The organism is Stieleria magnilauensis (genome assembly GCA_007753675.1).
GTDB lineage: Bacteria > Planctomycetota > Planctomycetia > Pirellulales > Pirellulaceae > Stieleria > Stieleria magnilauensis.
Window position 1 is genome coordinate 8,960,514 of sequence record CP036432.1, and the last position, 15,130, is coordinate 8,975,643.

Genomic DNA, 15,130 nt, shown 5'->3' on the forward strand with positions numbered 1-15,130 from the left:
AAGTGACCCTCCCGAGTGCGGGAGGGTGACTGGGGCAAGCCGACAGAGCGTCGACGAGGTGGCGCCGTCCCAGTGCGCGTGCCTTAAGCTCTAATCTGAGAAGACGGTAATCACACGTCCCGAGGCGAGCGACGGAATTCGAATTGATGCCCCCCACCAATCTCGCCCATCTATCCATCCACCCGACAAGCACTTTCTTACAATTGTCCCTGTCCGCATGCGGACGGAGGTTGGGCAGATGAGCAGGGGGGTCAAAAGATTGATTGGTCAAAAAATGGAGTCACCGCGAAGGAACCACTCGTTCGTCCCCAACATTTTTTGACCACCTGATTTTTTGACCACCCTCCGATGCAAGAACAGACTCGACAAATGTGGTTGAAGCGCTAGTATTCAGCCGCACCTTTTTTTTCGGGTAGGCGGTAGTGGACGAGGCGACGAGTCCTTGCCAATCTGCCGACTACAGAGGACTCGTCGCCTCGTCCACTACCCGAAAATTGAGCTGCGGTAGACTACTAGTTCCCGGGGAAGCCGGGGAACTGCATGTTCTGCATTCCGGGCGGCATAGCGGCCGGATTGGGCGATGACTGACCCGAGGTGTCGAACAACTCTTCGCGGCTGATTCGCAGCTTCGAATAGGTCGCTTCGGGGATCACGTAGTACCAATCGGCGAACCGTGCGTTGAGAGCCTGACTGGTCAACCGAGCTTGCTGGAGGTTCTCCTTTCGCTCTTCCAGCTTGCGCTCGTTTTCCTTGGTGATCTTTTCCTGCACCGCGGCCAACCGCTCCAGCTTCTCCTCTTCGGTTTCTTTGACATCGCTCGAATCCGGCTCCGGCTTTTCGGCCGGCGCCGTCGTTTCAGCGGCTTTGCTATCGGCGGATTCACTCGCCGCCTTCTCGTCGCCGTCTGCAGGCGATTCATCAGCCGCTTGCTCGTCGGCTGCTTCCTGGGCTTCACCGACCGTGGTCGATTCGCCTTCGCCGCTGGCATCGGTCTCGCCGCTGGCGGGCTCGGCGTCGCCGGAGTCAGCTGCATCAGAGTCAGCGGATTCAGCGGGCTCGCTCGATTCGGCTTCGCCGTCCTGTTCGGCGGTCACTTCCTCGACAGCCTTTTCCGTTTCAGCTTCTTTCTTCTCATCGCCTTCCTTTTCGCCGTCTTCCTTCGGGGTGGCCGCGTCGTCGGTCGCCGATGGGTCCGCCCCGGCTTCCGACTCGCCTTCTTTCATTTCCGGCGTAGCAGGGGCGGGCGCTTCGGCCGGGTTCAGTTCCGTCGGCAATGGTTCGTCCGCCGGCGGCGCGGGATTGTCGAGCGCGTCCAATTCTTCAAGCGTTTGCGGGATCGGTTTCAGTTCAGGCACGGGGAACATCGACTCATCGACGACCGTGCTGACCATCAAGTAACGATTGACGCCGCCGGTAACATCGCCCTCGTCGGCCGATGAGGCGTCGCCTTTGTCACCGCCCTTGTCATCGTCGGCGATCCCGCTGATGTTGCCGAACCGCAAGATGTACTTGACGCCTTCTTTAGTCGTCGCGGTCAGTTCTCCGTTGGCGGACAGGATTTCGATTTCACGATTGGGGCCCAGCGGCACCGGGATGAAACCGCGCCCGGCGAGCTGCGTGGCGGCTTCCTGATCGGCGGCAAAATCTTTGTCGGCCTTCAAGTTGGCGCTGATGCCTTCGGGTTTTCGATTGACGTCGACGAACTTCAAGTCGTCCAGTGCGTTGGTCAGGTCATTCAACTTTTGCGAGTTCAGCTCTTTGTCCGGATCAACCGAAACCAGGGTCGGCTCGGCCAACGGATTGGTCTTGTCATATTCCTTTAGCGCCGTCAGCGACCATGTCGTGCCGTCCTTAGCCAACTCGACGTCGTAGTTCTTCGTCAACGAAACACCTTGCAGACCCAACGAAGCGTTGTAGTCCTTCAGTTCGACGTTCTCGATATCGATGCTGCTCAACTGCAGCAGGTCTTCTTCGATCCACTCTTGAAATTCGGTCGACAGCGGCGTGTCGTCCAGTTTGACCACATAGACCGGATCTTGCCCCGGTTTCCGAACATAGACCTGACCTGCCTGGCCTTTAACTTCGTTGCCGACGATCAGCGAGGCCAGCACCTTTTGCGAACTGTCCTTGAACGTGACCAGTCGTCCGACCCCTTCATCACCCGGCTCCAGATCTTCCAGTTTCGGTTCCACCACCCCCATCCCGGCGTGATCTTCGGGGTTGTCGGTCGGCACGTCCAAGACGTCCAGACCGACCAGGGCATTGGCTGCGTCGCGCATCTGCTCGATCGCGTCGGCCGGGTAGCCGCCCTTGGACGGGATCGTCCACAGTCCGGACTCGGCGTCCTTGCGGACTTCAAAATTCTTGAGTTCGCCTTGCGCTTCATTGAAGGTGACGATCTTCAAGCTGGCCGCGGTCAGCGGATCTTTGAACTCGGAAAACAACGGAGTGCCGATCACGTTGCCGATGTTCCCCCCGTCGTCGTTATTGGACGAGGGCCAGGAGACGATCGCAGCGATCAGTGCCACCACGACAGCGACGCCCCAGAAAATTCCGGTCTTTTGTGTTTCGTTCACCGTCAAATCTCTCGTAACGAACTTGTTGACGTTTTTTGTGGAAAGGTGAGTGCGTGCGGCCGAAAAAGACCGCGACGCTGGGATCAAATCATTTCAGCCGCGACTTGCTGATGTTTTCGCGTTCTCGCAAACGGCGCGAGGCGAACACGACGACGCCGACGATCAGCGGCGGGATGCAGGGCAACGCAACCGCGTAGGCCTTGACTTTGTTTTGGATCGCCGTGACCTGTTGATCGGACTCGCGTTGAATCTTGGCGATGTTCCGCTCGGCTTCGCGTTCAAACTTCTCTCGCTTGACCGCCAGCGCCCGTTGCAACCGTTCGGACTTCGTCTGAAACTCGATCGACTTGGCATCGATCAGCGGCCGGGGGATGCTGCCGTCCTTGCTTTTCTTTTGCAACTCGGCGACTTCCTCACGCAACTCTTTAAGCTGCTCATCGCGGGCTTCCTCGGCCTCACGAATCGCTTCTTCGGATTGCCGCTGAAACTCCTTTCGTTTGGCGCGGACATCCATGCTGGCGGTTTCCTTGACCTCATCGATCATCTTCAGACTGGCAAAGATCGGTTCGTGTTTGCGAACGTCAATAAAGTCCGTCTCGCCGGTCAACCAATCGATCGTGTTGAGCAGGAAGGTCACGTTTTGGAATTGGAATCGCAGATCGGTTGCTTGATTCGGATCGGCACGAATCTGCAGGAACACCGGCAACATCAAATCGATGTCGGCGACATACGCGGCGCGGATCGGACTTCCGGACGATTTGCCGTCGCCTTCGGATTTGCCGTCTGCGTCGGCCGACGAATCAGCGGCAGACGGCTTGCCTTCGACCGTCATCGCCAAAATCTGGTTGGGCGACGGACCCTCGATGGCGCCGGACAATCCTTCCATCCCGGTCTGCATCAGCTGCACCAACTTGGTGACCGGCAGTGTTCCGCTGGCCGTTCCGGTGGCCAGCAACGGCGTGTGCGTCAACGTCGCACCATCGGCCGGCAGGATCGTTCCGGAGTAGAGTGCCAACACCTGACGCAGCCCATCGGTGATCGGACTGGCGGCACTGAGCGCCTGGCCGGGTTCGACTCCGGGGGCATTTTCATCGATGAACGCCCAGAACGGATCGACGTTCATGTCCAGGTTCGGATAGGGATTGTAATCCTGCCAAACGATGTCGCTGTTGTAATACTGGACGCCGGGCGAGCCCGTGCTTTTCAGTTCCAAGATATCCCACAGTTCGCGGATGTCGCCCTTGGGCTGCTGCCCGCCGCCGCCCATGCCGAACATGCCGCCGGGTTGTTGCTTGGGCTCGCCTGTCGCCGTGATGTCTTGACGGGCGTAGGGAAGCGGGTCTTCAAAGATCGCCGTGGGCACGCCCGCCTTGATCGCTTCGAGCAATCGTTCGAACTGCGGTGGCGCCAGCGATGAGGGCTGGACCACGAACAAGGCGTCGTAGACGCCGGGACTGATCGGGGCATCCAGGCTGACCTCTTCCACTTCGTACTGCTTGCTCAACTCGTCGACCAACGGGTGCTTTTCGATCGGTCGCATCTGCATGCCGGCCATCGACATGCCGCCCATCAATTGGGCATCGGTGCGGACGATGCCGACGCGTTTTCGCTCGCCGCGTGCAACGGTGTTGATCGACCGAACCAGCTCGTACTCGACCGGGATGCCGTATTCGAAAATCGGCACGACGACCTTTTCCAGGCCGGCGCGGAACGCGGCCCCCATGATGATTCGCTTTTGCTGATATGAACCTTGTTCGCGAACCATTCGCGTGACCGGCTCGATCCCGAAACGATCGGCCGCCTCGGCAGCTTCGTCGCTGAACAAATCAATTTCATCAAACAGATTGACTTCGATCGTTCGTCCGCTAGCCGCCGCTTCGCTTTGAAACTCTTTCAACAAGTTGACCAGCTCGTAGCGGGTCCGGGCGTACATTTCGGGAATGTCCTTGCTGATGTACGCGTCGATCTTGATCGGGCGATCGGACTCCAAGTTTTTGATCAACTTGGTCGTCGCCGGGGCCAGTGAACTGACCTGGCCTTCGGTCATGTCGTGGCGAACGATGTCGCGGTTGCGGAACAACACGACCGCGCTGGCGGTGACCACCACCAGGGCGATGATACGCCCCAGATAGTGATACGCCATCGTGTTGCCGTCCTTGCCGCCGGTCCAGTGACGGCGACCGATCAGCACCATGCACATGTAGAGCGCGACCACGGTGACCAGGACAAAGTAGATCACCGAAGACGTGCTGATCACACCGCGACCGAAATCGTCGAACGGCCGGGCGATGCCGCTTTCCTTGATCAGCTCGGCAAAGTTGATTCCGAACACCGCATCGCCGCTGCCGACAACCGAGTCGGCCAGCGAAGCGAACGCCAACGGTGCGTTGAACAACGCGCCCAAGATAAATCCGACGGTCAGGTTGCCGGTCAAGAACGAGGCGACCATTCCGATCGCGATCATCGTGACTCCGACGAACCAGTACCCGATGTACGTGGTGAAGATCAGCCCGGTATCCAGTCCGCCGTCGGTCAGAACCGTCAACGTGACAAAGGTGCTCAACTGCGAGAACAACAGCGACGCGGTGAAGATCGCCGCGGCGGCCATGTACTTTCCGATCACGATGTCGAAATCGTCGGCCGGCAGCGTCAGCAACAACTCGTCCGTCCCGGCCCGCCGCTCTTCGGCCCAGATGCTCATCGTGATCGCCGGAATGAACACCAGCATGATCAACGGGTACCAGTAATTCAGCTGATCCAGCGTTGCCAGGTTTTGATTAAAAAACTCGTACGGCCAAAACGCAGCGACCGAGGTCAAGAACACAAAGATGCATAGAAACACATAGCCGGTCGGATTGCTGAAGTAGCCGACGAAGTTGCGTTTCATGACCGCAAAGGCGGCGCGTTTGGTTCCGGCGACCAAACCGAAAACGGCCAACACGATGCACAGAAAAATGGCATCCATGACGACCAGGTTCAACAACGCGGCGATGTTGGGGTTCATAGTGAATCGGGCAGAGAAGGTGTGGGGTGGGAAAATGTGGGAGCGGCTTCCAGCCTGCCATCGGTGGAAAGAGGCTTCCAGCCTGGCAATTCAGCACTGACAGGCTGGAAGCCTCTCCCGCTCGACGATCTTACGCGTCGAACTGCGTCAATTGATGGAACGCTTGATCCAAATCGTCGTTGCCGTGCTCGCGCAAACCTTGCACGTCGCCGTCGTAGACCAGCCGCCCTTCGTTGATCATCACGACGCGGTTGGCCATCGCTTCGACCTCTTGCAGAATGTGCGTCGACAGCAGAATCGTCTTGGTCTCGGCCAACTTCCGCATCGTCTTGCGGACGCCGCGAATTTGATTGGGGTCCAACCCCGCGGTCGGCTCGTCCAAAATCAACACGTCCGGATCGTGCAGCAAGGCCTGGCTCATCCCGACCCGCTGCTTGAATCCTTTGGAAAGCTTGCTGATCGGCTTGTACATCACCGACGACAGGTCACAGATCTCGACGACCGCTTCGACACGGTCGCGTTTCTTGGCTCCGACCAATCCGCGTGCTTCGGCAAAGAAGTCCAGCATCCCCGAGGGAGTCATTTCCATGTACAGCGGACCACTTTCGGGCAGGTAGCCCAGATGACGACTGCCCTCGATGCGGTCGTCCATCATGTTGTGCCCGGCGATCCTCGCCTCACCTTCGCTCGGTGCGATGTAGCCGGTCAGCATTTTCATCGTGGTGCTCTTGCCGGCACCGTTGGGGCCGAGAAACGCAACCAGTTCGCCCTGCAACACCGAGAAGGTAACCTCGCGGGCCGCCGCGAACGGACCATAGAACTTACTCAGTCCGTCCGCTTCGATCATCGGACGCCGCTGTTCCGTCGTTGTCATGTTCGTCTGTTGGGGGTAGGGGTCGGGATAGACGTCAAGCGTCAGGTACGCCTCAAGCCGAAGCGTGGTTCAGAGACGTCGCCGAGAAATCTCGGCTGACGCGTGCAATGACGGTGACGACAGCATCGCAAACCGCCATGCCGAACGCGAGATGGCCAAAGACAGCCTCGCGACGGGGCAGGGGGGCGAGTGAAGAGTCCTGCGGCGGCACAGGCCGCGAGATGGCCGAGACAGGAAAGACCGATCGGCGGGACGCCTTAGGACTTCAGGCCTTCACGCTCGATGATCACATCCGCGCCGGGCGTCAATCGTTTCAGTTTTCGGACCACTTCCGACTTGTCCATCGTGCCGGCCTTGGCTCGGGCCAGCAATTTGGCGACCTTTTTACGGCGGGTTCGAAGGCGTTTGATCTCGCGGACTCGTTCGATGCCACTTGGCATAGGGAACTCCAGAAAGTGAATGGGGGTTAGAAATGTTTGGATGTTATCGGTGGGGCCGCGAAGTTTAGTCAGTTTTCGGCGCGCCGAGTAGTGCGTTTCCGGGACCGACAGCCTGGAAGCCGATCCCACCTTCGGTTACGCCTTTTTCTTGACACCCTTCTTCTTGGTGGCCTTCTTCTTCGTCGCCTTCTTCTTGGCCGACTTCTTTTTGGTCGCCTTTTTCTTCTTGGTCGCCTTCTTTTTCTTCTTTTTCTTCGAGCCACCCTTGGCGGCCCGCTCGGCCAACAGATCGATCGCGGACTCGAACGTCAGCTCTTTCGGATCGACGCCCTTGGGCAACGAGGCGTTTGTGTCGCCGTCGGTCACGTAGGGGCCGTAACGCCCGTCGAGCACCTTGACCTCGGCTTCGGTCACCGGCGATTTGGCCTCAAACACCTTGATCGGCTCCTTCGGCGCCGCCCGACCACGCCGCTTGGGCTCGCGCAGCAACTTGATCGCCTCTTCGAGCGTGACCTCCAGCGGGGAGACTCCGTCGGGCAGCGATCGCGTTTCCTTTTCGCATTTGACGTAAGGCCCATAGCGACCGTCAAAGGCTTGGATGGGCTGGTCGTTGTCGGGAAAATTCCCCAGCGTTCGCGGCAATTCGAGCAGCTTGCACGCCATCTCCAACGTCAAATCTTCGATCACCATGCCCTTGAGCAGCGATTGGTTTTTCTTTTCCTCGTCATCGGGCGCGCCCAACTGGACATACGGGCCGAAGCGACCAATTTTGACGTAAATCGGCTTCCCGGTTTCCGGGTGCGTTCCCAACGGCTCCTCTTCGACCTGCCCGGCATCGAGCAGTTCGATCGCCTTGGCCAAATCCAATTCATCCGGCGGCAGGCCTTCGGGGATCGGCGCCTTGCGTTCGCCCTGTTCCAAGAACGGCCCGTATTTGCCGACCCGCACAAACACTTCTTCGCGGTGATCGCCCTCGGTCGGCGTTCCGATCAAAAACCGTGCGGTCACGCGGGGATCGATCTCTTCGAGCTTCTTTTCCAGCCGCGGCTTGAGCGCGACGTTGTGATCGGCCGCCAATTGCTTGATCGCATCGCTGGCGGGGCCGTCGTCGCCGAAATAGAACCGCCGCAGGTACTCTTCCGCCCCGCCTTCGTTGCGGCTGATCGAGTCCAAAAAGTCCTCCATGTCGGCGGTGAACTGGTAATCGACCAGCGTCCCGAAGTGCTCTTCCATCAACCGCGTGACGCTGAACGCACGCCAACTGGGGACCAGCGCGTTGCCTTTTTTGTAAATGTAATTCCGGCGTTCGTCGGTGATCGTCCCGATGATCGAAGCGAACGTACTGGGGCGACCGATCCCTTTTTCTTCCAGCGTCCGGGTCAGCGACGCTTCGGTGTAACGTGCCGGCGGCTGGGTCGTGTGGCTCTTGGGATCCATCGATTGGGGAACCAACGGATCGTTTTCGACAACGTTGGGCAAAATCCGCTCTTTGTCGGCCAATTCGGCTTCGGGATTGTCGCTGCCTTCGACGTAGGCTCGCAGAAAACCTTCAAACAAAATGCTGGTCCCGGTCGCGGTGAAGGTGGCACCGCCGCCTTCGATCACCACGCTGATTCGCTGTTTGCGGGCATCAGCCATCTGGCAGGCGACCGTCCGCTTCCAGATCAGGTCGTAAAGCCGGAATTGATCCGAATCCAGCTGGCCACGCAGCGATTCGGGGGTTGGAAAGCTGGTACCGGCCGGACGAATCGCTTCGTGAGCCTCTTGGGCGTTTTTGACCTTGCCCTTGTACACCCGCACACTCGGGTGCAGGTACTTTTCGCCGTACACGGACTGGACCAACGACCGAGCCGCCGAGATCGCCTCTTTGGACAACGTCGTGCTGTCGGTCCGCATGTAGGTGATGTAACCGTTTTCATACAGTTTCTGGGCGGCACCCATCGTGCGTTTGGCACCAAATCCCAGCTTGCGGTTGGCTTCCTGTTGCAGGGTACTGGTGGTAAACGGTGCCCGGGGGCGTTCGGAAAACGGCTTGACCTCGACCTTGGAAACGGCGAACGAGGTGGACCGCAATGTCTCGGCCAGCTCGTTGGTTTCCTGCTCGCTGAGCAACAGCAAGTCGGGTTTGGTCGGCTTGCCGGTTTCGGAATCAAAATCCTTCCCCGTCGGCACTTTTTTGTTGTTGTACCGGGTCAAGGTCGCCGGCAGCGATTCGTTGCTGCCGGTTTCGAACACGGCGTCGATGTCCCAGTAAGTCGCTTTGACGAACGCGATTCGCTCACGTTCTCGCTGGACGATCAACCGCACCGCCACGCTTTGCACCCGCCCGGCGGAGGTCCCGCTGCCGACCTTTCGCCACAGCAATTGGGACATGTCGTAGCCATACAGGCGATCGAGAATCCGTCGCGTCTCCTGTGCCCGGACCAACCCCTGGTCGATCTCCCGGGTGTGCTGGAGCGCGTCGGTGATCGCTTCCTTGGTGATTTCGTGGAAAACCAGTCGGTGCACGGGCACTTTCGGCTTGAGCAACTCGTGAAGGTGCCAGCTGATCGCCTCACCCTCGCGGTCTTCATCGGTCGCCAGATACAGGCTGTCTGCTTCCTTCAGTGCCGCCTTCAATTTGCTGACGTGTTTTTTTTTCTCCGTCGGCACGATATAGAGTGGTTCGAACCCCTCGTCGACGTTCACACCCAGGTACGCCCACGGCTGATCTCGATACTTATCGGGAACATCTTTCTTGCCTTCGGGCAGATCTCGGACGTGCCCGATGCTGGCTTCGACTTGATAAGCCGCGCCTAAAAACTTCGAGATCGTGCGTGCTTTTGCGGGTGATTCGACGATCACCAGGCTCTTGCCGTTGCTCTTTGCCATCAAAAAAAGCTGTTGTTCTCGGGGTCGGTAGATCGGGTTCGCTCGGTTTAGTGGTAGCGGTGAAGGCAGGATCTCGTCAATCCGCTAAGCTCAAGAAGCTGCCGCCGCGATGCGTCTGGATAACCGACAAGCCGCCGGCAAGCAACGCGAATTAGCGTGATTCCGGCTTGACCCTTGAAAAGACGCGGCGATACGCTTTCCGCTTCCCATTTCTGCACCCCCGTTCCTTTTCTCCACTCCGAAAGCCCCCACTATGAGTCCTCTGGAGCTGTTTCGACGCAATCAAAAGGTCACGATGACCTTCCTGATTCTGCTGGCCATGTTCGCCTTTGTGGTGCTGCCGACAGTTTCGGAGTACATGCAGCGGAGCGGGCCCGGCATGACCGATCCGGTCCTGGCCGAGTTCAACGGCGTGTCACTGACGGCCAGCCGCGTCAACGGATTCACCCAGAAACATTACGCCACGGTGCAGTACCTGCGCAAATTGGCCGAAGAGACGATCCGCCGCGGGGGCACTCCGAAAGTCCCCGGATTTACCTTCGACCAACAATCCAATCAGATCCAATCGGTCGGAATCAACGGCTCGCCCAGCGACGACATGTCGATCCGGACCCTGCAATTCGCCGCCGAAGCCCAGGAACAAGGCTTTGCGCTCGATGACACCTCGCTGGACATCTGGATGGAACAATTCACCGACGGCAAGCTGAGCGAGCGAGAGATGTTCGCGTTGCTGCGGCGCGAAACGAACAACCAAATGGGCCAGTACCAGCTGTACGACATGCTGCGAAAACAGCTGCTGGCAAACCTCTACCTCCGCGGTGCCAGCGCCACCGTCGCCCGCGGCCAGTTCCCGCTGCAATCGCCGCTGGATCACTGGAACAACTTCCTGAAACTGAACCAAAAAGCGACCATCAATGCCTACGGCGTGCTGGTCGATGACTACGTCGCCGAAACCGACGCCAACCCCTCCGAATCCGAAGTCGTCGCCGTCTACGAAGCCGGAAAAGATCGTTACCCCAACGATCAATCCCCCGAACCCGGCTTCCGCCGACGTGAAACGGCGAGCTTTGAATACGTGCTCGGGGAATTGCAAGCGTTTCGCGATGCCGAAGTCGCCAAATTGTCCGAGGAAGAAATCAAAGCCGAATACGAACGACGCAAGGCCGGCGGAGCGTTCCAGTTGCCGGCGGATGTCGTGATCTTGCCGGAAACGACCGAACCGGAAAGCCCAGCACCGGAAATGACAGAACCAGAGACGACCGAACCGGCCGAAACGACGCCTCCGGCTGAGCCCGCTGACTCCGAGCCCGCTGACTCCGCGCCCGCCGCGGAAGAAGCGAAGGAGATGAAGGAAGAACCCACCGACGAGCCGCCGGCGGAAAACACTCCGGCTGCTGACAACAGCGAATCGGCCGAAGACACCCAAGCCGCCCAGCAAGAGCAAGTCGAAGCGTTCTCCAAAGAGCTCGAAGAAGCCGGCGACCTGGACGACGCCACCCCCGACACCGACGACCAGTCGACGATCGACCCCGACCACAACGGCGTCCGCCTGGTCGTGATGCAAAGCGACGTCTCCACCGAAACCGCCAGCTCCCAACAAGACGAAGAATCGGCGACCGAGCCCGAAACCACCGAGCCCGAGACCGCCGCAGAGCCGGAAACCTCCGCCGAAGAAACCGCAACCGAAGAAATGGAAGCGGCCGAACCGGAGCCGCGCTACCGGCCGTTTGAAGAAGTGCGAGATCAGATCGCACAAACCATGGTCGATGGCCCGGCCCGCGAAGCCCGTGATCAGGCGATCGCCAAACTACGCAACGTGATGCGAAAGTACTCGCGGGCTCGCGCGATCTACGGCGACGGGACCGACGCGACCACGCCTCCGCCGGAACGTCCGAATTTGAAAGCCCTCGCCGAAGAGCTTGGACTGAGCTATCGCAAGATCGGCCCCTTCGACCCGGTCGCGCTGGCCGACGAACCGATCGCCGACTCCGTCGAAGAGAGCACCGCACTGACCCAACGCGGCGTCCCCTTTGCCGCGATGATGTTCGGCGTCGAAGGCCAAGTGATCAAACAAGAACTCTTTACGCCAGCGACCACGGTCGACTTGGAATCCCAGCGAACCTACCTGAGCTGGAAAACGGAAGAGAAAGAAGCCTACACCCCCGAGCTTGATGAAGTCCGTGACGAAGTCGTCGCCGCGATCCGTTTCGCCCAAGCGCGCGAATTGGCCAAACAGGCCGCCGAAGCGATGGCAGAAACCGCCAACGGCGGCACCTCCCTGGAGGAACTCGTCCCCGAAGATCGCCAGGAAAACTACTTCAAAGACCTGGGACCATTTTCGTGGCTCAACATGGTCGGCTTCGGCAGCTTCACCATCGGCAATATCCGCGAGCTCGACTCGATCGATGAAGACTTCATGAAAACCGTTTTCAATGCCGACGGAGCCAAACATGTCGTTGCTCCCAACGGTCCCGAACGAGTTTACTACGTCATCAAACGCACCAGTTTGCAACCGGCGACCTCAGACTTGCGGGCGATCTTTTCCCAGCAGTCCGAACGCATCATGGCAATGTTCATGTCCGACGGCACCGCCGGAAAAGTCCAGCAAGGTTTCTTCGAAACCATCGATGAAAAAACCGGCTTCGAGCAATACCAGTTGCCGCAGTAACGCACCGGCCGCCTGTCGATTGAAAGTGATCTGTAGGTCAGGCTGTGCCTGACGCACCGCCTGCATGCACAACATGCGCTACGCGTTGACGCACCGCCGCGAAAAAGCGCCAGGTCGTAACTTGCGGAACGATGAAACGGTTCATGGGCCCACGGATGGCAGCGCGAACCCACGGATGACAGGGTGCAAAAAATCCGTGGGTTCGCGCTGCCATCCGTGGGTCTTGTTTTCCGCGGCATCCTTAATTCAAACGTCGCCAGAGCGCGAACCAACCGTCTCCAGCGCCGAATCGATCGCACGGACGACCCGATCGATTCGGTAATCGGCAATCCGACGGCGACATCGCTCGCTCAGCCGCTCTCGGTCCGCCGGCGTTTGCAATCCCTTGATGATTTCGGCGGCCTGTTCGATCGCCCTGTACCGCAGTGACTCCGGGACGTACTCGACATAGCTCAGTCCATCGGGCGTGACCGGAATCGCGCCGGCCCAGATCGCTTCACAAATCGCGATGCCAAAAAATTCGTGTTCGGCGGTCGAGACCACGACGTCGATTTGGCCGAGCCGAGCTTCATACGCGTCGCGCGACTCGGCGTAGTCGTCAAACTGAATCGATGCCCCGTGGCGAGCGCGAATCTCATCGATCACTTCGCGACGGCGTCCCCTCTTTCCGAGCAGAATCAACTCGAATCGCACCGCTTGAGCAGTCAGACAATCGAGCAACGCCAAGAACCGATCGGGTCGCTTGTCATGCTCGAATCGCCCCACCCACCCCAACCGGATCGGTGCATCATCGCGACTCGCGGTGTCACGGATTTTCGGCGGTCGAAAACCCGGAGCGATCACCCGGCTCGCCTGTTCGATCCCCTTCAGATCGATCGTTTGTCGAGCATCGGGCATGCGGCTGATGAAGTCACGTGACAGCTCAAAAAACGTCCGTCGATTGAATTCCGAATTAAACCAACACGCATCGGAGGCGGCGGCGGTCAACAGATTGGTGAACCCGAAATGATGATCCGTCCTGGCATCGGGTGCCTGCGGATAAGCCCACTGGTTCTCGTGAAAGTAGGTCACCACCGGTACGTCACCCAGCCAGCGGAACCGGGCATCGCGTGACGCCAACCCCAGCCAAGTCGGCAGATCCAACATGTCGCTGGCCAACACCACCTCGGGCACGCCGTGTGATTGAACCAAATCAGCAACCAACGGGCAGAGCTGCACCGGTGCCGATCGCATCCGCCATTTCCAGTGACGCGCCGGCAACGTGGCCAGTGACCAACGGTGCCGGCTGCCGGCGATCACGCCATCCAGGAACGCCTGATGGCTGCCACCGTAATATGGCTCGATCGCGAGGACCTGCATCAGCACTTACGAATGCGTTCGCGGTGCGACTTGACCGCCGCGGTCGCGTTGCGGGTGTCGACGACCAGCGCGCTGTGCCGGACGATTTGTTCGTAGTCGAACGCCGTGTGGTCGGTCGCGATCAACACCGCATCTTGCGACGCCAAAAATTCCGGGGTGAGCGTCTGACTGTGCATTTCCGGCAGATCGTAGTGCCGCATCGAAGGCAGGTGGGGCACATGGGGATCGCTGTACGTCAGCTCGGCACCTTGTTCGAGCAACAATTCCATCAGCTCAAACGATGGACTCTCTCGGGGATCATCGACGTCCTTTTTGTAGGCGACGCCCAACAGACAGATCTTGCTGCCGTTGACGGGTTTTCGAAACTCATTCAAGAACTCCGAGGTGCGCGAGACGACATACGCGGGCATCGAGCGATTGACTTCACCGGCCAACTCGATGAACCGCGCATTGCAGCCTTGCTTGCGTGCCAACCAAGAAAGATAAAACGGATCGATCGGAATGCAGTGGCCGCCCAGCCCGGGGCCGGGATAAAACGCCTGAAACCCGAACGGTTTCGTCTTGGCGGCGTTGACGACTTCCCAAACGTCGATGCCCATTTCGTCGAACAGTACTTTCAACTCGTTGACCAACGCGATGTTGACGGCACGATAAATGTTCTCCAACACCTTGGCCGCTTCGGCGACTTCGCAATTGGAAACCGGCACCACGCCGGCCACGGCCGATTCGTAGAGCGCCGCGGCACAGGCCTGGCTGTCTTCGTTGATCGCACCGACGACCTTGGGGATCCCGGCAGCGGAGAAATCAGGATTGCCCGGATCTTCGCGTTCGGGACTGTAGGCGACAAAGAAATCGCTCCCTGCCGATAGCCCGGCCTGTTCAAGAATCGGCACCATCACGTCGCGTGTCGTCGTCGGATAGGTGGTGCTTTCCAGCACGACCAGTTGCCCGGCGCGCAGCGTCTTGGCAATCGCCTGGCAGGTGCCGACGACGTATTTCAAATCCGGGTCGCGGGCTTCATCCAACGGCGTCGGAACACAGATCAACAACACGTCCGGCTCGGACAGACGGCCCATGTCGTCGGTCGCGTCGAACAGTTTCTTTTCAATCCAAGCGGCGATCTTGGAATCGTCGATGTGCTTGATGTAGCTTTTTCCGCCCAGCAAACTCTTCACCTTGCTCGGATCGACGTCGAACCCGACGCACTTGAAACCGGCCTGGGTGAACGCGTCAATCAACGGCAATCCGACGTACCCAAGCCCGATCACCCCGACGGTGCAAGTGCGGTCAGCGATGGCACGGAGAAGCGACTGACAGGAATCGGAGGACATCAAACGA

At 59.1% G+C, this 15,130-nt stretch carries 8 protein-coding genes; 1 reads left to right on the forward strand and 7 read right to left on the reverse strand.

Annotated elements, in window-relative coordinates:
* Positions 1–512: 512 nt before the first annotated feature.
* From TBK1r_RS32270 to topA, 5 genes are all read right to left on the reverse strand, one after another.
* Positions 513–2,576, reverse strand: coding sequence for a DUF4340 domain-containing protein (locus TBK1r_RS32270; RefSeq protein ID WP_145219585.1), 2,064 nt, complete (start codon positions 2,574–2,576; stop codon positions 513–515).
* 88 nt (positions 2,577–2,664) lie between these two features.
* Complete coding sequence (locus tag TBK1r_RS32275; protein ID WP_145219587.1) at positions 2,665–5,580, reverse strand: Gldg family protein; 2,916 nt, start codon at positions 5,578–5,580, stop codon at positions 2,665–2,667.
* Between the two features lie 130 nt (positions 5,581–5,710).
* Positions 5,711–6,454 carry an ABC transporter ATP-binding protein gene (locus TBK1r_RS32280; protein WP_095737199.1) on the reverse strand — a complete coding sequence of 248 codons (744 nt, stop codon included), beginning with the start codon at positions 6,452–6,454 and terminating at the stop codon, positions 5,711–5,713.
* Positions 6,455–6,711: 257 nt separating this feature from the next.
* A complete protein-coding gene (locus TBK1r_RS32285; RefSeq protein ID WP_095737198.1) occupies positions 6,712–6,894 on the reverse strand; it encodes a DUF6800 family protein in 183 nt (60 codons plus the stop codon).
* A 135-nt stretch (positions 6,895–7,029) separates the two neighbouring features.
* A complete protein-coding gene (gene topA, locus TBK1r_RS32290; RefSeq protein WP_145219589.1) occupies positions 7,030–9,765 on the reverse strand; it encodes a type I DNA topoisomerase in 2,736 nt (911 codons plus the stop codon).
* 253 nt (positions 9,766–10,018) lie between these two features.
* On the opposite strand from topA, the gene TBK1r_RS32295 reads away from it, so the two are divergent.
* Positions 10,019–12,433 carry a prolipoprotein diacylglyceryl transferase gene (locus TBK1r_RS32295; RefSeq protein ID WP_145219591.1) on the forward strand — a complete coding sequence of 805 codons (2,415 nt, stop codon included), beginning with the start codon at positions 10,019–10,021 and terminating at the stop codon, positions 12,431–12,433.
* 246 nt (positions 12,434–12,679) lie between these two features.
* Here the strand turns inward: TBK1r_RS32295 and TBK1r_RS32300 are convergent, their stop codons facing one another.
* Both TBK1r_RS32300 and TBK1r_RS32305 read right to left on the reverse strand, forming a co-directional pair.
* Positions 12,680–13,792 carry a tRNA-queuosine alpha-mannosyltransferase domain-containing protein gene (locus tag TBK1r_RS32300; protein ID WP_145219593.1) on the reverse strand — a complete coding sequence of 371 codons (1,113 nt, stop codon included), beginning with the start codon at positions 13,790–13,792 and terminating at the stop codon, positions 12,680–12,682.
* Positions 13,792–15,123, reverse strand: a complete 1,332-nt coding sequence (locus tag TBK1r_RS32305; RefSeq protein WP_145219595.1) for a nucleotide sugar dehydrogenase — start codon at positions 15,121–15,123, stop codon at positions 13,792–13,794. Before TBK1r_RS32305 ends, TBK1r_RS32300 begins: the two co-directional genes overlap by 1 nt.
* Positions 15,124–15,130: the final 7 nt, after the last annotated feature.